The organism is Bacteroides sp. AM44-19 (assembly GCF_003603395.1).
Classification (GTDB): domain Bacteria; phylum Bacteroidota; class Bacteroidia; order Bacteroidales; family Bacteroidaceae; genus Bacteroides; species Bacteroides uniformis.
Genome location: NZ_QTNB01000010.1, coordinates 19,651 through 43,765 on the forward strand (window position 1 = coordinate 19,651; position 24,115 = coordinate 43,765).

The 24,115-nt window shown below is 45.5% G+C and carries 19 protein-coding genes and 1 tRNA gene; 6 read left to right on the forward strand and 14 right to left on the reverse strand.

Translation table 11 applies throughout. The annotated features are described in order from the left end of the window. Nucleotides 1-12: 12 nt before the first annotated feature. Complete coding sequence (locus DW947_RS14460) at nt 13-1,914, reverse strand: LptF/LptG family permease (RefSeq protein ID WP_005824727.1); 1,902 nt, start codon at nt 1,912-1,914, stop codon at nt 13-15. Nucleotides 1,915-1,991: 77 nt separating this feature from the next. Beyond that, nucleotides 1,992-2,378 (reverse strand): START-like domain-containing protein, encoded by a 387-nt coding sequence (locus DW947_RS14465; RefSeq protein WP_005824726.1) that lies wholly within the window; start codon nt 2,376-2,378, stop codon nt 1,992-1,994. 256 nt (nt 2,379-2,634) lie between these two features. On the opposite strand from DW947_RS14465, the gene DW947_RS14470 reads away from it, so the two are divergent. The 5 genes from DW947_RS14470 to DW947_RS14490 all read left to right on the forward strand — a co-directional run bounded on the left by DW947_RS14470 (nt 2,635) and on the right by DW947_RS14490 (nt 8,054). Further along, nucleotides 2,635-2,708, forward strand: a tRNA-Met gene (locus tag DW947_RS14470). Nucleotides 2,709-2,897: 189 nt separating this feature from the next. Continuing rightward, complete coding sequence (locus DW947_RS14475) at nt 2,898-4,232, forward strand: TolC family protein (RefSeq protein WP_005824723.1); 1,335 nt, start codon at nt 2,898-2,900, stop codon at nt 4,230-4,232. A 73-nt stretch (nt 4,233-4,305) separates the two neighbouring features. Beyond that, nucleotides 4,306-5,403, forward strand: coding sequence for an HlyD family secretion protein (locus DW947_RS14480; protein ID WP_009037809.1), 1,098 nt, complete (start codon nt 4,306-4,308; stop codon nt 5,401-5,403). Nucleotides 5,404-5,509: 106 nt separating this feature from the next. Continuing rightward, entirely contained in the window at nt 5,510-7,150 is a 1,641-nt protein-coding gene (locus DW947_RS14485; RefSeq protein WP_117963099.1) for an MFS transporter, read from the forward strand. Nucleotides 7,151-7,187: 37 nt separating this feature from the next. Beyond that, nucleotides 7,188-8,054 (forward strand): helix-turn-helix domain-containing protein, encoded by an 867-nt coding sequence (locus DW947_RS14490; protein WP_034525423.1) that lies wholly within the window; start codon nt 7,188-7,190, stop codon nt 8,052-8,054. 6 nt (nt 8,055-8,060) lie between these two features. Here DW947_RS14490 and DW947_RS14495 read toward each other — a convergent pair whose 3' ends face one another. From DW947_RS14495 to DW947_RS14530, 8 genes are all read right to left on the reverse strand, one after another. Next, nucleotides 8,061-9,500, reverse strand: a complete 1,440-nt coding sequence (locus DW947_RS14495) for a sensor histidine kinase (RefSeq protein WP_005824715.1) — start codon at nt 9,498-9,500, stop codon at nt 8,061-8,063. A 20-nt stretch (nt 9,501-9,520) separates the two neighbouring features. Further along, nucleotides 9,521-10,642 carry a sensor protein KdpD gene (locus tag DW947_RS14500; protein WP_005834862.1) on the reverse strand — a complete coding sequence of 374 codons (1,122 nt, stop codon included), beginning with the start codon at nt 10,640-10,642 and terminating at the stop codon, nt 9,521-9,523. Between the two features lie 112 nt (nt 10,643-10,754). After that, on the reverse strand, nt 10,755-11,510 hold the full coding sequence (locus tag DW947_RS14505; protein WP_117963097.1) for a hypothetical protein: 756 nt from the start codon (nt 11,508-11,510) through the stop codon (nt 10,755-10,757). Nucleotides 11,511-11,657: 147 nt separating this feature from the next. Then, a complete protein-coding gene (locus DW947_RS14510) occupies nt 11,658-12,230 on the reverse strand; it encodes a K(+)-transporting ATPase subunit C (protein WP_057281323.1) in 573 nt (190 codons plus the stop codon). Nucleotides 12,231-12,242: 12 nt separating this feature from the next. Next, the gene (kdpB, locus tag DW947_RS14515) at nt 12,243-14,291 is read right to left on the reverse strand and encodes a potassium-transporting ATPase subunit KdpB (RefSeq protein ID WP_005824707.1); all 2,049 of its coding nucleotides are present in this window, start codon (nt 14,289-14,291) and stop codon (nt 12,243-12,245) included. Between the two features lie 30 nt (nt 14,292-14,321). After that, the gene (gene kdpA, locus DW947_RS14520; RefSeq protein WP_009037805.1) at nt 14,322-16,028 is read right to left on the reverse strand and encodes a potassium-transporting ATPase subunit KdpA; all 1,707 of its coding nucleotides are present in this window, start codon (nt 16,026-16,028) and stop codon (nt 14,322-14,324) included. A gap of 18 nt (nt 16,029-16,046) precedes the next feature. After that, nucleotides 16,047-16,127: a K(+)-transporting ATPase subunit F gene (kdpF, locus tag DW947_RS22110; protein WP_055305132.1), complete on the reverse strand. Its 81-nt coding sequence runs from the start codon at nt 16,125-16,127 to the stop codon at nt 16,047-16,049. Between the two features lie 385 nt (nt 16,128-16,512). Continuing rightward, the gene (locus DW947_RS14530; protein ID WP_117963095.1) at nt 16,513-17,865 is read right to left on the reverse strand and encodes a sigma-54-dependent transcriptional regulator; all 1,353 of its coding nucleotides are present in this window, start codon (nt 17,863-17,865) and stop codon (nt 16,513-16,515) included. A gap of 305 nt (nt 17,866-18,170) precedes the next feature. Here DW947_RS14530 and DW947_RS14535 point away from each other — a divergent pair, with 305 nt between their 5' ends. Continuing rightward, nucleotides 18,171-19,505 (forward strand): aspartate kinase, encoded by a 1,335-nt coding sequence (locus tag DW947_RS14535; protein ID WP_117963107.1) that lies wholly within the window; start codon nt 18,171-18,173, stop codon nt 19,503-19,505. Here DW947_RS14535 and DW947_RS14540 read toward each other — a convergent pair. Genes DW947_RS14540 through DW947_RS14555 form a run of 4 tightly spaced genes read right to left on the reverse strand, consistent with a single transcriptional unit; the run spans nt 19,502 to nt 24,109 of the window. Further along, nucleotides 19,502-20,293 carry an SGNH/GDSL hydrolase family protein gene (locus DW947_RS14540; protein ID WP_005824695.1) on the reverse strand — a complete coding sequence of 264 codons (792 nt, stop codon included), beginning with the start codon at nt 20,291-20,293 and terminating at the stop codon, nt 19,502-19,504. The two genes, DW947_RS14535 and DW947_RS14540, sit on opposite strands and share 4 nt — an antisense overlap. 18 nt (nt 20,294-20,311) lie before the next feature. Then, on the reverse strand, nt 20,312-21,499 hold the full coding sequence (locus DW947_RS14545) for an AGE family epimerase/isomerase (protein ID WP_008662925.1): 1,188 nt from the start codon (nt 21,497-21,499) through the stop codon (nt 20,312-20,314). 40 nt (nt 21,500-21,539) lie between these two features. Continuing rightward, the gene (locus DW947_RS14550; RefSeq protein WP_005824990.1) at nt 21,540-22,919 is read right to left on the reverse strand and encodes an MFS transporter; all 1,380 of its coding nucleotides are present in this window, start codon (nt 22,917-22,919) and stop codon (nt 21,540-21,542) included. Between the two features lie 17 nt (nt 22,920-22,936). Beyond that, on the reverse strand, nt 22,937-24,109 hold the full coding sequence (locus tag DW947_RS14555) for a glycosidase (RefSeq protein ID WP_005824991.1): 1,173 nt from the start codon (nt 24,107-24,109) through the stop codon (nt 22,937-22,939). Nucleotides 24,110-24,115 lie beyond the last annotated feature (6 nt).

Sequence of the window (24,115 nt, forward strand, 5' to 3'; positions counted from 1 at the left end):
TCTATTTTGTTTTTATTTATTCTGATCCCTTTCTATAATTCCAATCACATCTTCATTTGTCTTGATAATCCGCTCCATATCCTTATTCAGACGGATACGGAATGCCCAGATACGGAAATAAAAGAACAAGCCTATCGGGAAAACAATACCGCAGAGCAAGTTTAACCAATAATTGCGGAACGGACGGACATGCGCATGGATGGGGATGACCGGATAGGTGTTCAGCGCTGTCAACAAAGTAACGGATCTTGTATTCGACATCTCATCTATCAGACTTTCCAAACGTTCGTTAATATCTTCCACTGCCTCATCCTGGCTATCAGTCATCCACAATTTAAAGTAATTGGGAGCACGTTTCAACCCCTTTCTATCAGCATATTCACGACAGTCTACGGACAAAGCCTTCAGCTCTTCCGGAATACGTGTATAATCAGGATCATGAATGATTACTTCCTTACGGAACAGATGGCGTACACTGCGAATACCCACAACCTTCTTGAACCAATTTATATAAGCATCAGCATTCAATACCACTGAATCATTGTTGGATTTATATGTCAAGAACGCACCCAATGGAGCCAAGACAGCAGTACTGGTCCACATACCCATCCAGACAACCCACTGTCCGTCACGGGCCATCTTATACCCCGTATTGTTGATGATGTAATAGATAATAAAAATCAATACAGAAACCACCACCGGCATTCCCAAGCCTCCTTTACGGATAATTCCTCCGAGTGGCGCACCAATAAAGAAGAAGATGAGACATGCCAGAGAAAGAGTCAGTTTCTCATGCCAGGAAGTCATGTGCCGTCGAAGGCTGCTTTCAGTCTGCGATATATTAAAGCTCTTAAAACTCCAGTCACTCCCCGCACTCTCTGCACGGCTGACGGCCGTGGATATAACCTTCTGTTTCTGCATCAGTGTAGCCACATTGTAGAGGCTGTCTACATTGTACTCACCTAAATAGGCCTTTTCAATCTTCAATGTATCCTCTTTAGACAAGCTGGCTGTCACCTTATAAGTTCCTGCCATAGCTTCTTTATAATAACCACGTCCCACACTGTCATTCTGCAATTTCATGGAATCAATATCCGCCTGCAGCATTCTCATATCCTTACTGTTGGACTGATTACTCATGATACCTGCATCCACCATATTAAAATCCGAATTGAACTCAATGATTGCATGCTTTTCGCGGAATGTCTCACGCCGGTAAGGCACATTCCTTTGGTTCATGTTCTGCGATTTCAAATTCTCAAACTGCTCACCACTGTATAAATGCAAATATAAATGCTGTTTGTCAGCCGTCATCTCCAGACGTCCCGAATCAGACTTGATAATTTGAGCATTCTCAAAACCTTTCTCAAAATTATATATCAGTACGTCATACAGCATACCAGTTTTGCGGTTCTTATGCTTCACATACAGATTATAACCATCTATTTCATCGTAGAACACACCTTCAGGAATATCCACTTCGGGAGATTTCTGCTTCATGGAAATAAGCAAAGTCCATAATTTTGTTTGGGCTTTTGGTCCTATGACATTTTGGAAATAGAAAGAGACACAACAGATGAAACAAATAAAGATAATCAAGGGCCGCATGATTTTCAATAAAGAAATACCGGCTGCCTTCATGGCAAGTAATTCAAAACGTTCTCCGAAATTTCCAAAGGTGATAAGGGCAGCCAGCAGAATAGCCAGCGGCAACGACGCAGGTACCAACGAAAGCGCAGAATAAAAGAAAAACTGTGCAAGGACAGTCATCTCCAATCCTTTTCCTACCATTTCGTCCACATACCTCCATAAAAACTGCATCATAAAGATGAAGAGGCAGATGAAGAAAGTACCCATAAAGAGCATGCAAAAGCTCTTCAAAACAAATATATCTAACTTTTTTATGCGCAGCATTTTACTCGTTTCATGCAATGAGAGCACAAAAGTAGTACAAAAAAAGGGAGTACGGGAAATTTTTAATCTAAAGTTAACTAAAAACCACAAGTTCTTCGCAAAGTATCCACTTGCGATTCCCATAATTCACGCGAATCACCCACCTCGTCTATATCGGCAAAGTCTGTTATCTCCAATACGAAATCATTGGTCAACTCATTGTTTGTCATCTTCAGTTCAAAGTATTCTCGCTCGTTCTCATCGTCCAGCCAGCGGAAGCGGATGAATGAATACGCCCGCACGGCAATAATCTCGGCATCACGTTTTTCTGTTTTTCCCCAAAAAAAGGTTACTGTTTTATCGTCTGACTGAACCCTATCAGCAAACCAGCCCTCCAAACCAGTAGGGGTACTTATCGCTGCCCAAAGAATACTTTTAGAAGTCGCATTCAAGAGATATTCCAAATGTATTTTCTTTCTTTCCATAGTCTATTCTGCTTTTTATTGCGCCAGCCAAGATAAATACTTTTTTCTAATTACAGAAAATAAATCATCAAATTTATTTATACCTCCCTTTCCATACACCCCTAATTCATTGATAATGTTATACAAAGACTTTTAATAAAAAGTACTGCAAACCACTTCAGCACCCTATCAGCAAAAGAAAAAGCAGAAAATATCCATAAAAGTTTTGGCAATTTAAATAAAAGCTATATCTTTGCACCCGCAATCGAGAAATGATGGCGGGATAGCTCAGCTGGTTAGAGCGCATGATTCATAATCATGAGGTCCCCGGTTCAATCCCGGGTCCCGCTACAAAGAAGATTTAGACTGTTAGGAGGCTTCCACTCTTGGCGGTCTTTTTTGTTTTTAATACTCGTTTTTTACTATGGTTTGTTTTCAAATTATAGTAAAAAGGAAAATATGAATACAAACAGTTGATATATGGATAGTCCTCTTGCATTTTAAGCCACTAACTTTGTGTGCAAATATCAAGTGACTATTATGAAAAGACAACTGTTCACATTTTCCTTTCTGTGTCTGCTTGCACTAGGTACAAGAGCACAAGATACCCTAACCTTGGAGGACTGCCTCAAAATAGGTATCGAAAACAACTTGTCCTTGCAAAGCAAACGGAAGGAAATACAAAAAGGGAAATACGGCATCTCTGAGAATCGAGCCAAACTGCTGCCCCAAATCAATGGTTTTGCCAACTATAACGACAACATCGATCCACCCGTATCCGTCACTGACGGCTCAGCGTACGGCAATCCCTACAATGTAACCCAAACCTTACAATACAACGCCAACTTCGGATTACAGCTGCAGATACCACTTTATAACCAAACACTCTACACCACTCTGTCCATAGCTAAAACCATGGATGAGATGAATCGCCTTTCTTATGAAAAGGCAAGAGAAGACCTCATCCTTCAAATTAGTCAAATGTACTACCTAGGACAGGTTACAGCTGAACAGATTATTTTGATAAAAGCCAACATCACTCGCCTAGAAGAGTTGAGAGATATCACTCAGGCCTTCTATGACAACGGTATGGCTATGGAAGTAGATGTGAAACGCGTCAACATCAACCTGGAGAACCTCAAGGTGCAACACGACAACGCACAAGCCATGATGGAACAGCAACTGAACCTACTGAAATACATCATCGACTATCCGGCAGAAGAAAATATAGCACTGGTACCGGTGAATACAGAAATGATTACGCCCGCAGCACTCACCGGGCTATCTGAAACACTATATGAACTACAGCTGCTGCAATCACAGAAACAACTCGCAGAGCAACAAAAAACAATAGTCAGCAACGGTTACATCCCCTCCTTGAGCTTGACGGGAAGCTGGATGTTCTCTGCCTATACGGACAAAGCTTACCATTGGTTCCATTCCGGCCCTTCCAACCATTGGTATCGCTCCTATGGAGTGGGACTCTCCTTGCGCATTCCCATTTTCGACGGACTGGACAAACGCTACAAGATGCGTAAGGCAACCATTGACATAGAGAACATCAAACTCGCTCAAGAGAATACCCGAAAAAATCTTCAGACACAATATCTGAATGCTACCAATGACCTGATGAACAGCCAGCGTAACTTTAAGAAGCAGAAGGACAATTATCTGCTTGCTGAAGATGTATATACCGTTACCATGGACCGTTATCGGGAAGGAATCGCCTCAATGACCGAAGTGTTGCAGGACGAAATGCGGATGAGCGAAGCCCAAAACAACTATATCAGTGCCCACTACAATTACCGGATAACCAATCTGACTTTGCTGAAGCTGACGGGACAGTTGGAGACGTTGAGCCCCTCAATTCATTAAAGAGGAAGATGAATAGAGCCCGTATTCAAGGACGGATGTATATATAATAAGTAAACAATATAATATAGAAAATATGGAAACAAAAGAGAACAATAACACCGCAAGTACCCACCAAGAAAAAGCACGGAAATTGAAGAAGCTTCGCCGTTGGCAAATCGTTGTCAGCCTATTAGGAATAGCTATCCTTATCTGGGGAATTATTCAAGTGGTCTGCCTCTTTTTGAACTACAAACGGACGGAAACCAGTAATGATGCACAGATTGAACAATACATATCTCCCGTCAATCTGCGCGCATCAGGATATATCAAGAAAATTTGTTTCACAGAACACCAAGAAGTACACAAAGGAGATACCTTACTTATATTGGACGACCGGGAATATAAAATCAGAGTCATGGAAGCTGAAGCTGCACTCAAGGATGCACAAGCCGGTGCCACAGTCATTGGTGCCACACTACAAACCACGCAAACTACAGCCTCTGTCTACGACGCCTCCATAGCAGAGATAGAAATCCGCCTTACCAAGCTGGAGAAAGACCGCCAACGATACCAGAATCTGGTGAAGAGAAACGCTGCCACCCCCATTCAATTGGAACAGATAGAAACCGAATATGCAGCTACCCACAAGAAGTTGGAAGCCGTGAAACGACAACAGAAAGCTGCCTTGTCGGGTGTGAACGAAGTGTCACATCGCCGTGAAAATACCGAAGCTGCCATACAACGGGCAACAGCCGCACTCGAAATGGCACGACTGAATCTCTCCTACACCGTAGTAGTAGCTCCTTGTGATGGGAAATTGGGGCGGCGTACTCTTGAAGAAGGACAATTCATCACTGCCGGACAAACCATCACCTACATTCTGCCTGACACACAAAAGTGGATTATAGCCAACTACAAGGAAACCCAGATTGAGAATCTGCACTTGGGACAAGAAGTAGTCATTACCGTCGATGCCATCAGCGACAAAGAATTCAAAGGAAAAATCACTGCCATCTCCGGAGCCACCGGCTCCAAATATTCCCTAGTGCCCACGGATAATTCTGCCGGCAACTTCGTGAAGATACAGCAACGCATCCCAGTCCGCATCGACTTTACCGATTTGTCTAAAGAAGACAACAGTAGCCTTGCCGCCGGTATGATGGTAATAGTCAAAGCGAAAACAAAAAAATAGGGATTAAGGATTAGAGGTTAGGGATTAAGGCAACCAACTCCTTAATCCTTACCCCCTAATCCTTAATCTTTAACCCTTAATCCCTAACCCCTTAACCCTTATCCCCATGCCCTCATACCCCAAGAACTATCCTTTCTACAACTGGGTACCCAAACCGGTAGGTATCATCATCCTATTCGTATTCTTTTTGCCGATACTGACTGTGGGCGGTACCTACTCGGTGGCAAGCACCGAAATGATGAGCGAACTCGGCATCATTTCCGAGCATATCCAGTTTGCCAACTTCGCCACTTCTATTGGCATGGCAGCATTCTGCCCTTTTCTGTATAGGCTGGTAGTCATACGCCGGCAGAAAATGATGTGTCTGGCAGGATTCTCCCTGATGTACATCTTCAGTTATATCTGTGCCAAGACAGACAGTGTTTTCCTGCTGGCACTATGCAGCATCTTTATGGGATTCCTACGAATGGTACTGATGATGGTCAACCTCTTCACCCTCATAAAGTATGCAGGGCATATCGAAGCGTACGATAAGATTACACCCGGCAACGAGCCTGTAACCGGCGAAGGCTGGGACAAGCTGGACATCGAACGGAGTGCGGCACAACCTGCCATCTACCTATTCTTCATGGTACTGGGACAATTGGGAACCTCGCTCACCGCCTGGCTCGCCTTTGAGTACGAATGGCAGTACATACACTACTTTATGATGGGGCTACTATTACTTTGCATCCTCATCACATTCATCACTATGCCTTATCATAAATATACCACCCGCCGCTTCCCCATCAACCTCAAGCAGTTCGGCAATGCCTCCGTCTTCTGCATCACTCTGGCCTGCATTACCTATGTGCTTACTTATGGCAAAGTGCTCGACTGGTACGACAACCCAACCATACAATGGGCCACAGCCTGCGCCATCATTGCCGGTGGCATATTCCTCTACATCGAGTCCACCCAGCGCAATCCTTACTATCAACTCGATGTATTCAAACTGCGCACCATCCGTATGGGTTTCCTATTCTATTTTCTGTTAATGGTACTGAATTCCAGCGCCATGTTTGTCAACGTATTCACGGGCATAGGCATGAAGCTGGACAACTTCCAAAACGCCACCTTGGGCAACTGGTCCATGCTGGGCTACCTCATCGGCGGCATTGCCACCATCTGGCTCAGCGTGAAAGGCGTACACTTCAAATATCTCTTTGCCGCCGGTTTCCTTCTATTGGGGCTTTCTGCCATGTTCATGTATTTCGAGGTACAAGGTGCAGGACTGTACGAACGGATGAAATATCCGGTCATCATCCGCTCCACCGGCATGATGTTCCTCTACTCGCTGATTCCAACCTACGCCACCCAACGCATGCCTTACAAATATCTTTCTTCCTGGATATGTACCATGATTACCGTACGCATGGTATTGGCTCCCTGCATCGGAGCCGCACTCTATACGAATGTGCTGCAAGAACGCCAGCAGCACTACGTCACCCGCTATGCACAGAATGTAGACATGTTGCACCCCGAAGCGTCCGCCTCGTTTACCCAAACCGTACAAGGCATGCAATATCAGGGAAAAAGCAAACAAGAAGCAATCAACATGGCTGCCATATCCACCAAAGGACGCATCCAGGTGCAGGCCACCCTCTCTGCTGTAAAGGAAATGGCAGGATGGACACTCTATGCCTGCCTGATTTGCATGATATTTGTGCTTGTCGTGCGGTATCCTAAACGAAAATTACTAACTTAGCAGACAATTTTCGGTACAACCTGTAATTTTGTCTGTTATGGATACTCAACAAGAACGTTTATCCCACTTGGACCGCGCATTGTCCAACGGAGAAAACATTTGTAGTTCAGAAGGTATGCTCTGCTCCTTCCCTGCCTCCTTGAAGAAACCTTTCATGATTAATGGAGCAGGACTGATGGTCTGCCGCCAGGGCAACTTCACCTTTTCGCTCAACATGAAGGTATTCTCGGCCCAGGCAGGCGAAACAGTTTTCATTCCGGAAGATTCCCTCTTCCAAGTGCTGAGCGAATCGGAAGACCTGCAACTATTCATATTCATTTACCAGATAGAACCGATAAGGGACATCATAGGCAATTCAGTGGCAACCATGTACCTATACATGCAGCTCCGGACCGAACCATGCTACGTATGGAACACCGGAGACGAAGAAGAAGTCCTGAAATACATGTCCTTACTGGACAATACCCTGCACTTAGACAACAACACCTTCAACGACAACGAACAAAGGCTGCTTCTGCTGGGACTCACATACCGCATCTGTTCCATTTACAACCGTAAACTGATGAACCTTAAAACAACGGTTGGCCACAAACATGAAATTTTTATCCGGCTGATTCAGTTGATAGATGCGCACTACACGGAAGAACGCGGTGTAGAGTTTTATGCAGACAAACTCTGCTTATCACCCAAATACCTCTCTGCACTATCCAAGTCCGTCTGCGGATTCACCGTGCAGGAACTGATATTCAAATCCATCATCCGCAAAAGCATCTCACTACTCAAGAACACCCAGAAAAATATCCAGGAAATCGCCGATTTCTTCAATTTTCCCAATGCTTCTTATTTTGGTACATTTTTCAAGAAACAAACAGGCATGTCTCCGCAACAGTACCGCAAAAAATAGAAAACGTTACGCTTTCAACCGGATAACGAAGCGGCTCCCCTTACCCAGCTCACTCTGAACAGTCAGTGTACCGCCATGCGCTTCCACAAAGTCTTTCGAAATGGAAAGTCCTAAGCCACTACCTTGCACTTTAGTGCCCGGCACTCGGAAATAACGGTCAAAAATGCTCTGGTGATAACGCGGGTCGATACCTTTTCCAAAATCCTGCACATACATTTCCACAAAATCCTCGTCATGCTTGGCGCCGATAACCACCCTCCCGTTCTCTTTGGAATAGCGGATAGCATTACTCAACAAATTGGTGAGTACCCAAGCAATCTTTTCGCTATCGACAAACAATTTAGGCATTTTTTCTTCCGGATACTCCACTTCTATCTGAATGCCGAATTTATCAGCCTGTACCTGATTAGCCTTGATGGCATACTCTATCAGTTCAATGGGCTTTGTTATTTTAGGCATCATCTGCAGTTTACCGGCTTCTACCTGCGTCATGTTCAGTAGTTCTCCGGTAATCCCAAGAAGGCGATCAGCATTTTCCTTAATGCTGTTCGATAATTGCTCCTGCTCGTCGTTCAACACCCCTACCCGTTTGTCCTCCAACAACTGCAGACTCATCAGAATAGCGGATATAGGCGTTTTCAGTTCATGAGAAATAGTCGAGATAAAAGTAGTCTTGGCACTATCCAATTCTTTGAATTCTGTAATATTTTTCAGTAAAATCACATCGCCAAGATTATGAGGTTCGTCATCATCAGCCTCTGCATTTATAATGGTAATGTAAGAAGCTTTAAAGTAACTCTCCTTATTGTCTGCATAAATCTTCAACGGTTCTTTCTTTTCACCCGGATTTACCAATTCACGAACTAAACGGCGGAGCAAATCATTCTTCAAAGAAAGCTCCTCAGCCGAACGGCGAATTACCTCTTCCCGTTTTAAATTCAGCACAGTTAAAGCCTCATTATTGATAAAGAGAATTTCCCTATTACGGTTCAAACCAATAATAGGTTCATCAATACTATTCACAATAGCCTCAAGAAATTTCTTAGCAGAAAGTATGTCGTTCAGCGTACTGGCGCGATACTCCGTCAGTCGTTCCGCCATCCGATTAAAACTATCAGCCACTTCACGAAATTCCTCGCGTCCACTCATATCCAGACGTTTCTCATAATTATGGTTCGCTATTTCAAGAATCCCACGCGTCAGTTCTTGAATAGGTTTGCTGATGGAACGGGGAAGCCATACCAACAATATGATACTGGCAAAAATACATACCCCACCTATCACAGAAATCCAGAGCAATGCACGTTGCAATCCCGGTACAGCAGCAGGACTATCCGGCTCTGTAGCCGTCAGTATCTGTAGATTCACCACAGAAAGAGCAACCAACAAAATAATCATTCCAGCCAATACCCCTACGCTGAGTATCAATTTTGTACGAATATTCATAATGTTCCTAAGAATTAATATTATGCAAGTATAATCAAATCTATGTTTACTTGTGCCAAATCACGCACAAATTTTCGGTATTTCAATATCATGAACAATGATTTCGGAAAAGAAAGTGACGGACTTCCCATGCAGACAGTTGTTATCTGTTTCTCCCTACAAGTATCAACAATGCTTCCCAGCACATCCGGCGATTGCACCTGAACGACCTCCCCTCCCAGTTCGGTCACCAATTTGAAGTGGTTCAATAAATACCTTTGATTTGCCAGACCGATGCGGTCAGTACTTTCTCTGGGAGTCTGCACATAAAGGGCAACAAACGAAGTATTGTAGCGGGTTGCCAGACGTGCAGCTTTACGAATGATGCGTCGTGGTGTTTTCTCGTTGCTGCTGATACATGCCAGAAATCTCTCATGACGGACTCCCACACTGGTAACCACTTCATTCTCCACTTTCTTTTCCACCCGTAAAGCCACCTCTTTTAAAGCCAGTTCACGTAATTGGAGAATATTTTCCGTTTTAAAGAAATTGTTCAAGGCAGTAGAGACCTTTTCCGGCTTGTAAATTTTTCCAGCTTTCAGACGGGCTATCAATTCTTCCGCAGTCAAGTCAATATTCACCACCTCATCTGCCTCTTGCAAAACGCTATCGGGAATACGTTCCTTCACCTCAATACCCGAGATGCCTTGTACTTCTTCATTGACACTCTCAATGTGCTGGATGTTAACGGCAGAAATCACATTGATACCCTCATCAAGCAAATCCATCACATCCTGCCAGCGTTTCTCATTCCGGCTACCTTCCACATTGGTATGTGCCAGTTCATCCACCACTACTATCTCAGGGTGTATCTGGATAATGGCATCCAAATCCATTTCTTCCAGCTCTTTCCCTTTATAGAATATCTTACGACGAGGAACAACGGGCAATCCTTCCAACATAGCATCCGTACCGGCACGCCCGTGTGTCTCTATATAGCCTATCTTCACATCTACTCCGTTGTCAAGTAACTCGTGTGCTTCCTGAAGCATACGATAAGATTTACCTACACCAGCAATCATGCCGATGTAGACTTTGAACTTGCCACGCCGCGACTTTTTAATCAAATCAAGAAAATGCTGTACGCTTTCTTCCCTACTCATTTCTTCTGTTTTTTTACTTGTCTTATATATGCCATATAACCCGTAACGATCATCACGACCGCCACGGGCATCCAACACTAATTCATGAGTTCTAAAGTTATATCTAAATAAATCATGGCCTTAAAGTAAAGCCGAATACCAGATGTGCATCTTCCATACGAGGGTTCCAAATGGCTTGTGCAAATACAGGTATTGAGAAACTGTCAGTAATCTTGATTTCCGTAATACCTTTCAGTGCCACATTGGTTACGGCAAACCCGCTGTTAGGAACGCCATATACTCCTACCCCAGCTTCATAAGGCAGAAATCCGCAAGTCAGGTTCAAATCTACAGACTTAACACTGAACGGATAGTTGAGTTCAACATACGAAGAATAATTCTGCCTGCCTTTGTCATCTTTGTCAGCTCCGGCAAACATAGTATACCAAGCGATTGACAAAGGAAACTTTTCAACCGGCAATGTATAAGCTAATCCCGCTTCAAAGTGATGAGCTGTTTCGTGGCTCTTAAAATTAAAATACTTTCTTGCTCCTTGTCCGCCCCACCACAAGCTGGCAACAGAAAAAGTCAGACCTGATTCTCCAAAAGCATAGGCAGCGGTCAAATCAATCTCCTTAGCCGCAGCCCCTTCTCCTGAAGAAGCTCCGTCAAAATCGGTAGAACCCCATGCTGTCAGAGAAAAATCACCGACCCCAAAACCCAAAGTAGGCTGAAAACTGACTCCCGTCTGGTAAAAGCCACGCCAAACATAAGAACTGACCAAATCACCTTGTATTGTAAATTCTTGAGCCTGCACTTTGCCAATTCCTATAAAACAAGCAGCCACCATACTCACAAAAACTAAAATTGATATTTTTAGACTTTTCATATCCAACTATTTATTTACCATTACTAATCAATCGTTGAAAGGCAGGAAGGAAGTTTCGGCTCCCCCTGTAAAATGACAGCCTTTCACTGCCTGAACAGAAATACTTCCGTTCCTGCCCATAACACATGACAAACACAACTAAAAAAATTATTTATTCTGATCGACTCCTTCTAATGCAATGTTCAGTTTCAGCACGTTTACAGTTTCCGTACCAAACAGTCCTAAAAAGGGTTTGCTGATGTTCTTGTCTACAATGGCTTTCACTTCAGCCTCGTTCATGCCACGTGCCTGAGCCACACGCTTCACTTGTACATAAGCACAAGCAGGTGTGATATGTGGGTCTAGACCGGAACCACTGGCGGTTACCATTTCAGCAGGCACATCCTTGCGGCTCAGATAAGGATGATGTACCAGAAAAGTATCGATACGGGCTTCCACTTCTGCCAGGTATTCATCGTTCGTAGGCCCCTTGTTACTACCACCCGAAGCATCGGCTGTATAATCACCCGCAGACGGGCGTCCCCAAAAATAAATATCTTGCGTAAACATCTGGCCTACATTGGCAGCACCTACCACTTTACCATTGAGGGTTGCCACCTCTGCATTTCCCTTGTTGGGACCGGCGAACTGTGCAAATATCCACAAGACAAGGATATAGAACAGAGAGAAAAATATGCAAAATGCAATTGTTATTTTAAATGATTTCCAAAGAGTTTTCATTTTATCCAAGTTTTAAAAAAACAGACTAACTATCATATCTATCAGTTTGATGCCGACAAACGGAGCGATGACACCGCCCACACCATAAATCAGCAGGTTGCGACGAAGCAATGCACTGGCACCGATTGGCTTATACTGAACACCTTTCAAAGCCAACGGAATCAAGATAGGAATGATGATAGCGTTGAATATGACAGCCGAGAGAATGGCCGTTTCAGGGCTATACAGTCCCATAATGTTCAGAGGAGCCAACTGAGGGATGGCTACCATAAACAAAGCAGGGATAATGGCAAAGTACTTGGCAACGTCGTTCGCAATGGAGAAGGTAGTCAACGTACCGCGTGTCATCAACAACTGTTTGCCAATCTCCACAATTTCAATCAGCTTCGTCGGGTCGTTGTCAAGGTCCACCATATTACCGGCTTCTTTGGCTGCCTGCGTACCGCTGTTCATCGCCACCCCCACATTAGCTTGTGCAAGGGCGGGAGCGTCGTTTGTACCGTCACCCATCATAGCCACCAGCTTACCGGCCTGCTGTTCTTTTTTAATATATTCCATCTTGTCTTCCGGCTTGGCTTCAGCAATGAAATCATCCACTCCAGCTTTCTCTGCGATGTATTTGGCTGTCAAAGGGTTGTCACCGGTCACCATCACAGTTTTCACACCCATCTTGCGAAGACGCTCAAAACGTTCCTGAATACCCGGTTTGATAATATCCTGCAACTCGATTACCCCGGTAACCCTCTGATTGACACATACTACCAACGGAGTTCCACCGTTGCTGGTAATTACAGCAATCACCTCTTCAATCTCTTTCGGGAACTTGTTTCCGGCATTTTCCACAATCTTGCGAATAGCGTCGAAGGCGCCTTTACGTATCTGAGTACCATCCTGCAAATCCACACCCGAACATTTTGTTTCGGCTGTAAACTTAATCATATGAGCACCGGTAGTATTCAAATCACGCATACGATGACCGTTTTCACGTCCCAGTTCAATGATAGACTTACCCTCCGGAGTCTCGTCAGAAAGTGAGGACAACAAGCAAGCCTCTACGAACAAATTCTCGTCAACACCCGAAGCCGAATGAAACTTAGTAGCTTTACGGTTACCGATTGTAATGGTGCCAGTCTTGTCTAGCAACAAGGTATCAATGTCACCGGCTGTTTCTACCGCCTTACCGGATTTTGTAATTACATTAGCGCGCAAAGCACGGTCCATCCCAGCAATGCCGATGGCAGAAAGCAGTCCGCCGATAGTAGTCGGTATCAAGCAGACAAACAAAGATATGATGGCTGCAATGGAGATATAAGTTCCCGGATGGTCAATATTCGTATAATCAGCCATAGGAATCAACGTTACACATACAATAACGAATACCAAAGTGAAACCAGCCAGAAGAATAGTCAATGCTATTTCGTTCGGAGTCTTCTGGCGAGTAGCGCCTTCTACCAAAGCAATCATCTTGTCAAGAAAGCTCTCACCCGGTTGCTGCGTCACCAATACCTTGATTTTATCAGAAAGAACTTTTGTACCACCAGTTACGGAACTCTTGTCACCACCGGCCTCACGGATAACCGGAGCAGATTCACCGGTAATGGCACTTTCGTCAATGGAGGCCAAACCTTCCACAATCTCACCGTCGGCAGGAATCGTATCTCCTGCTTCACAAATAAAATAGTCACCTTTCTTCAAACGTGAACTGCTAACGGTATGGATTTTACCGTCAACCAACACTTTAGCAGGAGTCTCTTCACGGGTTTTACGCAAACTGTCAGCTTGGGCCTTACCACGAGCTTCAGCGATGGCTTCAGCAAAATTAGCAAACAGTAACGTCACAAACAAGATGATGAATACCAATAAATTATATCCGAATGCTCCATATTCCGAAGTACCCAATGAAAGGAAACAGACAATCAGCATGACAACCGTTACGACTTCCACCGTAAACATAATCGGATTCTTTATCATCACCCGTGGATTTAGCTTCACGAATGATTGCTTCAAACTTTCCATTACTTGCTCCTTCTGAAACAGAGAAGCTGATTTATTATCTTTCATACCTATGAAATTACTTTTTACAAACTACTATTACAAACTGAAATGTTCAGCAATCGTACTCAATGCATGTGCCGGGAAGAATGACAAGGCAGCCACAATAAAGATAACGGCAAAAGTCATCACACCGAAAGTTACTGTATCTGTCTTCAGCGTACCGGCACTCTCCGGAACATATTTCTTTCCGGCCAACAGACCAGCAATGGCTACCTGACCTACGATAGGCAGGAAACGTCCTAAAATCAGCGTCCAGCCGGTAGTATAGTTCCAGAAGTAAGTATTGTCGCCCAATCCTTCGAAGCCAGAACCATTATTGGCCGCAGCCGAAGTATATTCATAAAGCTGCTCACTCAGTCCGTGGAAACTGGGATTATTCAACCAGCCGCCTTCACCTGCCACAAATTCAGGATAATGAGCGAACAAAAAGCAAGAAAGTGCCACACCGCCCAAGATGATAAGCGGATGAAGCAGTGCCACAATGGTAGCAATCTTCATTTCACGCGCCTCTACCTTCTTACCGAGAAATTCCGGAGTACGTCCCACCATCAGTCCACTGATGAATACGGCGATAATGATGAATGTATAATAGTTCATGAAACCTACACCCACACCTCCAAACCACGTATTAATCTGCATGTTCAGCATTTCCATCATACCGGAAAGAGGCATCGTTGAATCATGCATACCATTCACAGAGCCATTGGAAGTAACTGTAGTCACAATACTCCAAAGAGCAGTAGCAGCAGACCCTAAACGGACTTCTTTACCTTCCATTGCTCCATTGTCTTGAGCAATTCCCATCTCATCAATGCGCGGATTACCTCCCATCTCCTGCGAAACATTGATGCAAACACCGACAAGAAAAGCAAAAAGCATTACACTATAGATAGAGTAAGCCATCTTCTTACGTTTGATGTAAAAGCCGAGTGCAATCACCATAGACATTGGTATAATTAGGATAGACCAACATTCTGCAATATCTGTCAAGTAAGTAGGATTTTCCAACGGATGTGAAGAGTTACATCCAAAGTAACCGCCACCGTTCGTACCCAATTGCTTGATAGGAACAATCGCTGCCGTAGGACCTTGTGAAACCAACTGGGTTTGTCCTTCCATCGTCTGAACTTCCAGCTTACCATCAAATCCCATCGGAGTACCTTGTAGAATGAGGATGAAGCCCACAATCAACGAAAGCGGTAATAATACACGGGTACAGCTCAAAACCAAGAACTTCCAGAAGTTACCGATAGTCTTCGTCGATTTAGCAGCCATACCCTTCATGATACCTGCCATAGCTGCCATACCGGTAGCGGCGGTAATGAATTGGAACAACATAATGACGAACAACTGTGTAAAATATGTCAGTCCGCTTTCACCGGAATAATGCTGCAAATTACAGTTCACCATAAAACTGATACATGTATTGAATGCCAGATCCGGTGTCTGGTTAGCGTTTCCATCCGGATTTAACGGCAACCACTGCTGTGTACAGAGTAGCACCATGCCCCATACAAACCAAAAGGCATTCAGAATCAGCAGGGCTTTCAAGAACTGTTTCCAGTTCATCTCTTCCTCCGGATTGACTCCGGCCACTTTATAAATCAATCTCTCGACCGGCTTCATGAAATCCGACCATGTCTTTTCGCCTTTGTAAACCTTGGCAATATACTTTCCCAGAGGATAGGATATCACAATCAGCAGAACAATCTGCAAGGCTACACCTAAAATTTCAGTGTTCATTTCTCCACTCTCCATTCATTAAAACTTTTCGGGTCTTATCAGCACATAAGTCAGATACCCGAACATTACAATACCTAATACAAATAAAGCTGTGTACATAATTCTCTCTTTTAAATCTTCTCAAACCAATCTACGCATTTCCAGAAAAGCCAAAAGGCGAACAAACCGCTCAATAGGCAAAAAATAAATGATACTGTTATTCCCATGTTTTTACCTTTTAAAATGTTACTACATATTTTTGTCTGCCAGGAATGTGCCAAATATGTGCCAAAAAGAGCGCATATACCATACACCATTAATTATCAACAGAATACATACTAAACAAGTATAAAAAGAAACAGGTTGCACCCTTTCAAAATGAAAAGGTGCAACCTGTTTTGATATGTTTTAGCCCATAGGCACTTTCTGCTTCTAAGCCTGTTTCAAGAATAATCTTGCCACGGTCCTATATCGAAGGTACCTCAGTCGTATACTGAGCCCCCTATTATAGATCTGAGATCTTGTATTCCTCAATCTTCCGATACAACGTCGTCAAACCTATTTTCAATAACCGGGCTGCTTCTGTCTTATTCCCCTTTGTATACTCCAGTACACGGGCAATGTGCCGGCGTTCCATAGCTGAAAGTTCAAAACTGCCGGGACTTGAATCATTGGAGTGTTCATAATGGGCATTCTGAATATCAAACGGCAAATCAGCAATGTCCAGATATCCGCTCTCGCAAACAATCATACTGCGTTCTATCACGTTACGTAATTCACGAATATTTCCCTTCCACGGTTGGGAGTCCAATGCTTCAAGAAATGCGGGAGCTATTTCAACCACCGGACGCGCCAGCTGTTCCGCAAAACTCTTTATAAAAGCCTTCGCCAACAGCCGGATATCACCTGCACGTTCGCGCAATGGCGGCAGATGTATCTGAAATACGCTTAATCTATAAAACAAATCCTCGCGGAAACGTCCGGCAACAATCTCCTGGGACAAGTTGCGGTTCGTAGCGGCAATGATGCGGACATTGACACGGGTAGGTTTCGTATCACCTATCTTAATATACTCACCGGTTTCAAGAATACGCAGCAACTTGGCTTGCAGTTCAAACGCCATCTCACCGATTTCATCCAAAAAAATAGTCCCATTATTCGCTTCCTCGAACAGTCCCTTCTTATCCTTCAATGCGCCGGTAAACGAACCGGCTTTATGACCGAACATTTCACTTTCCAGCAACTCCTTGCTGAACGAAGAACAGTTAACCGCTACAAAATTCTGCCGTGCACGCTTACTACTGTAATGGATGGCCTGGGTAAATACCTCCTTACCCGTGCCCGTTTCTCCAGTCAACAGTACAGGAACATCAGTCCCTGACACCTTCTGAGCTAATGAAACAGCATCCTTCAGGACTTTTGATTCTCCCAGGATAGAATCAAAAGAGTACGTCTGTCCCACCTTCTTCTCCAGTTTTTCCAACCGCACATTCATACGCGCTTTCTCTACAGCACGGCTTATCAGAGGAATAATCTTGTTATTATCGTCTCCCTTGGTGATGTAGTCGAAAGCACCGTTCTTGATGGCCTGCACCCCATCGGGAATATTGCCGTGCGCTGTCAGCAGAATAACTTCCACATTGGGTGCCGCCTTCTTGATAGCCAACACCAGGTCTACCCCATTTCCATCGGGCAGAAACACATCACACAAAACTACATCGGGATTTTGGAGTTCCAGTTGCTTCAGGGCAGCCCTGCAATCACCAGCCTGACAGACGTCATATCCCTCCAACTCCATCATCCGTGTCAGAAGGGTACGGATTTGTACCTCATCATCAATGATTAGAATCTTACTCATATCTATTCGATAAGTTTTTAAACTGATAACGGTAAAAAAACAGGGTGTGCAAATATAAGCTTTTCCCAAATACCAACGGCATATCTTTTGAACTTTTATAGGTGAAGGGGCAAGAGCCTGCCACCAACCGGGATATGAATATCCCACCACAGCAATGCCACAGCGGCATTATGCAGGCCTAGTCCCAGTGACAGCCCCTCATGCCTCCCCCTTCCATTTTGGAAAGAGGCCACCTGAAATGAAAAGCCGGAAGGAAGAACATCCGGATGAATGCAATTATGAAACTGTTAAAAAAGAAACAAGAAATGAAAGTTTGTAAATTCGGCGGAACTTCCGTCGGCACCGTAGAGAGAATGAAACATGTAGCAACACTCATTAAAGATGCAACACCCAAGATTGTGGTACTGTCTGCCACCGCAGGCACCACCAACCATCTGGAGGAGATTGCCGCCAACTTGTTCAACCGTGAAATAGAACAAGCCCACGACCGTATCACCCGGTTGGAATTCCAATTCATCGAATTTGCCAATGGGTTGCTGACCGACGAGAAACTGAAACGGGAAGCAATAGATTATATCCTCGACCGCTTCCAGCAACTATGGAAATTTACCAAAGATTCCTTCACCTCTGTCGAAGAGAAGGAAGTGCTGGCACAAGGCGAACTTATCAGTACCGCCCTAATGCACTTCTACCTGCGCGAGCTGAAAGTTCCCAATGTACTGCTTTGTGCATTCGACTTCATGCGTATCGGCCCCGACAACGAACCCGACTTGGAATATATAGAACAGAAACTCCGAGAGCAACTTGCCTGCCATCCCGGCATCAATCTCTTCACCACTCAGGGTTTCATCTGCAAGAATGCCTATAACGAAACAGACAACCTGAAACGCGGCGGCAGTGATTACACCGCTTCCCTCATTGGCACCGCCCTCCAAGCAGACGAGATACAAATATGGACGGACATAGATGGCATGCACAACAATGATCCGCGCGAGGTGTCAGGTACCCGCCCCGTGAAACGCCTCAGCTTCAACGAAGCCGAACAACTGGCCTTCTATGGTGCCAAGATACTGCATCCCTTCTGTATCGCCCCGGCACGCCTAAGGAATATTCCCGTCCGGCTGCTTAACTCTATGGAACCGTCGGCAGAAGGCACGTTGATTTCCAACCTGCAGGACGACAATATCATCAAGGCCATAGCCGCCAAGGACCACATCATATACATAAAGTTCGAATCGAACCATAATCTGTGTCCCTATCTGTTCATCAGCAAGATTTTCGACATTTTTGCCAAGTACCGTACCCCCCTCTGCCTGCTGGTATCCTCCAATCTGGACGTATCTGTGGCTATAGACGACTGCACTCGTTTATCGAATATCATCTCCGAACTACGCCAATATGCCCATGTATTGGTAGAAGACCGCATGACCATCGTCTCCGTGGTGGGCAACATGCAATGGGAATATGCCGGGTTTGAGGCAAAGATTATGGAGGCGCTAAAGGACATCCCCCTACGGATGATTTCATATGGCAGCAGCAATAATGACGTGGCATTCGTCATTAAGAATACAGACAAAAAAAGGGCTTTACAAGCCCTAAATGATAAGTTATTCCAACCGGAATATGCAGAACGGAACTAAAAGAAATGGTTCCGTATCTCCTTCGCGATGTAACGGCCCATCAGCTCCTGCCCCGGTTTGTCGGGATGCAACCCGTCGCGCAGATAGCGCCCGCTACCGGAAGGCTGCTCAAACTTTTCGGTGATACCACAGTTGGAGTAACAGTCTATCAGCTGCACGGAAAGCGCCCGGCACAACTCACGCAAGATGGCAATCTTCTGCAGATTCAGTGCATTGTGTTCGGGGTTGCCGGTCTGAATCGGCGTGCACACGAATACGCGGCATTGGGGATAATGCTCCAGAATGGTCTGAATGGACCAACGGGCACCGCCCGCCATGGTGTTGACATCTACTTCATCGAGCGTCTTCCCTTTAAGGGCCTCTTCGGCACTACCCAAGTTACGGTCATTCGTTCCCATAGAGAACACAAAGACATCGGGCGCAGGGTAAGCGCCACTTTCCACTTCGGCTATGAACTTCTGGATATGCACCTTTGACACGTTGTTGTGCCGCATCTGTAACTCATGCTTATCCTCCGTAACCTGCCAACCGCCGGAGATGCCGGCAAAAGCTTCGCTGCCATAATCCTGAGTATCGGGATGGCATGCCCATGTGGCAGAACCGACCGCCACGTTGTGATGTGTAGCGAATCCGAGTTTATCCACTACAGTCTTAGACCATTGTTCGCCTGCGGTAATGCTGTTTCCGTCGCACCCGAAGTTCAGCTTGCTGAAGTCCGGATAAAGAGATTGCGCATGCAGCGCAATCCCCATCCAGACAAGAATCCCCAAAACCATCAATCTATTCATCTTCTTATGATAGAAAACCTATGAAAAACGTTCAATAATTTCCATGCACATACGTCCGTTGTGATACGGACATTTCCAGAATCCCGCCTTGTCATCATCGGTGTTCACCGTGCCGTCGGCACGCACGCTCCAATGCCATTCTCCGTACTTGTAGTCTACCAGATGCTGCTTGATGAAGTCCCAACATCGGAGAGCCTTCTGCATGGCCACTTCGTCATCAAAGTGCTGGTAGAGGTTGGCATGTCCCACTACGTTCTCGGCCTGCACCCACCAGTGGCGGTCAGTATCGGTCTTTCCTTTATCCAGAAAAGTCTCGTATATCATGCTGCCGTCGGGCGTCAATCCTTCATCGGCAGCGGCAGCGATGTATTCTACAAGTGGTTCCACTTTCTCCAGGAGGTCCTTATCGCCCAGAACAAGGGCAGCCTCGTGTATCAACCAGGAGGCTTCGATGTCGTGCCCATAGGAGACAATGCGGTATTTACTAACCCAATCATCATTGAAGAACAATTCCAGATGACCGGTCTTGATATTCAGAATCCGTTCCGTGAAAAGGCCTATCAAATTGCGCAGTTGCCTCTCCAGACGGGTATCCTTCCACACGCGGAAAAGATTGGTATAAGGTTCCAGAATATGCAGATGGGTATTCATCGTCTTGCGCTCGTTCTCATCCTTGGCGCTGAGGCGCATGTCGGCTATTTCTCCCCATTCGCGGGTCAAGGCTTCGCAATAACCGTTTTTCACGGGGTCGAAGCTATGCTCTTCGATGGTCTCGAACAAGCGGATGGCATATGCCAGCGCTTCATCATCGCCCGTGGCACGAGCATATTCACTCAGCCCGTAGATGGCGAACCCCAAAGCATAAATCTGCTTCTTGGTATCGAGCGGATTGCCTTTATAGTCGAGAGACCAGTAAACTCCACCAAATTCATTGTCATAGAAACGGTCGATAAGAGTACGTTTGGCACGCGTAGCCGTTTCCAGATACTCCGGCCTCTTCAGCAAGCGGTATGCAGCCGAGAAGGTCCACAAGATGCGGGCGTTCAGGATTGCCCCCTTTTCTGCTTCGGGCTTCACCTCCTCCCGGCCCGTGATACGGCCGTAGAAACCGCCGTTCACTTCATCCGTCATTCTATTTATCCAGAAGGGGAGGATATTGGAAACCAGCTCCTCCTCCATCTCCTGTTTCATCTTCTTGATATCCACAAGTTTTTGAGTTATGAGTTATAAGTTATGAGTTATTCTGCTAAAGGTTCTCACGGCGCTCTTTCAGGTCTGCATTGATGGCTGCCATACGCGTCTTATTCAATGGATAGATGAATACGACAACGATGGAAAGTGCGGCTATCGCAGCAGGAATAAAGCTCATCAGATACTTCAAGCCATCCAGCGCCTCGGGAGTCTGCACGGCATTCTCTGCGGTATTGTAACCGAAGAATGCCAACAGTGCCATTACTGCCCAGCCTGCAAATGCACCGCCAAACTTCTGCGCCATAGAACCGGAAGAGAATATCAGCCCCGTAGAGGATGTGCCATCCTTTTGCTCGGCATAGTCCGCCACATCCGCATACATGCTCCAAATCAACGGAGATACGATACCGGTGCAGATGGAGATAAGCACCTGGAAAATCATCATCAGCCACCATCCCAGCCCGTCATTCGGCACAAAGAAGAAGAGCACGCTGAGCACTACCAGGCACACGAGCGAAATGATATAAGTGGACTTCTTTCCAAACTTCATGGACAGAGGCACAGCCAGCGCCACACCAATCATATTACACACTTCACCCACCATCAGGAACAAGCCGGCATACAATACCAGATTGAACACCCCGAAATCGAGGAATGCATTGGCACTGATATAGTCCTTGAAGAAGTAGGCGGCAGTAGCTCCGCGTACCGTATTGAAGAAATTCGACAACAACGCCGCACCATTCAATATCCACCAAGGCGAATTGCGCACCAGTGACTTCACATCCTTACCGATGGATTCGGACGCCACACTCTTGACATGCTCGCGCGTCATGCTAAAGCAAAACAGAAAACCCAAAAAGCAGAGCGTGGCAATGCATACCATGGCATATTGCCAACTGGAAGCATTGCTATAGTCCATTGATTTAAACCAATTACACAATGGCTCCCATGCTCCCAAAGCGATAAAACTACCTCCGTATGCAAAAAACATACGGTAAGAAGAGAAAACCGTTTTTGTGTTCGAATCATCAGTCATTACTCCCAACATAGCCCCGTATGGTACATTGATTGCCGTATATACCGTCATCATCAAGATGTAAGTGACATAAGCCCATACCAGCTTACCCGTTGTCCCCATGTCGGGCGTTGTAAAAAGTAAAATCCCGGCAATGGCAAAAGGAGCTGCAATCCACAACAAATAAGGACGGTATTTACCCCAACGCGTATGAGTACGGTCTGCAATGACTCCCATCATCGGATCGGACACTGCATCCCAAATACGTGTCACCAGCATCAGCAATCCTGCATCAGCCAAGCTCAAGCCAAAAATATTCGAATAGAAGAACGGTAAGTAATAGGAGAATATTTTCCAGAACATAGAGGAAGACATATCCCCGAAACCATAACCGATTTTCTCTTTTAGTGTTGCCATAGTATGTTGTATTTTTATTATTTCATTATCTGCAAATTCTTGTCTATCAGCTTCTTCAACGTTTCTACCGAAGCTGATGAAGACAAGCCGTCAGCAGGCGTATTCATGCAATAGTCCACCAGCTTATCAATGGTAGAGGTAGCCACATGCATCCGCGTGTCGGAAGAAGCGTAGTAGATGAATACTGTTCCGTCTTCGTCGGCAATCCAGCCGTTGGTGAAAAGTACATTGCTTACGTCACCTATACGCTCCTCACCCTCGGGTACCATAAAGGCCCCACCGGGAGTGGCAATCAGTTTCGTCGGGTCTTCCAGGGAAGTCATGTACATATAGAGCACATAACGCAATCCGGCGGCACAACCGCGGACACCATGAGCCAGATGCAACCATCCTTTCGGAGTCTTGATGGGATGCGGACCTTCACCATTCTTCACCTCCTTGATGGTGTGATAGTAGCGCTGGTCGATAATCTTCTCTTCCTTCACCTCAGCATGGGTTATGTCGTCCACCAGCGCCCAGCCGATACCACCACCGCTGCCGGCATCAATAAAGCCATCCTGCGGACGGGTATAGAGGGCATATTTGCCATCTACAAACTCCGGGTGCAGCACTACGTTGCGTTGCTGGCTCTTGGTCTTCAGGTCGGGCAGGCGTTCCCAGTTCTTTAAATCCTTGGTGCGGGCAATGGCAGCTGTAGCCGTAGCCGAGGACAAATCACCGGCAGGCGCATTGTCGTCGTGGCGTTCGGCGCAGAAGATACCGTAAATCCAGCCGTCCTCATGAGCCGTGAGGCGCATGTCGTATACATTCGTTGCCGGAATCGCGTCTTCGGGCATGGTGATGGGATAATCCCAGAACCGGAAATTATCAATGCCGTTGGGACTCTCGGCTACGGCAAAGAACGACTTACGGTCAGCGCCCTCTACACGTACCACCATCAGATACTTGCCATTCCACTTAATGGCCCCCGAATTCATGGTCGCATTCATACCGATACGTTCCATCAGGTACGGGTTGGACTTCTCATCCAAATCATACCGCCAGAATACAGGTGTATGAGCAGCCGTCACTACCGGATATTTATAGCGGGTGAATATGCCATTGCCGTCTTCCACGGCCACATTCTTTCTCGTAATCAACTCTTCGTGTCTCTGAAAGAGCCTCTCTACCTTTTCTTTAAAAGCTTCCATGTCTGT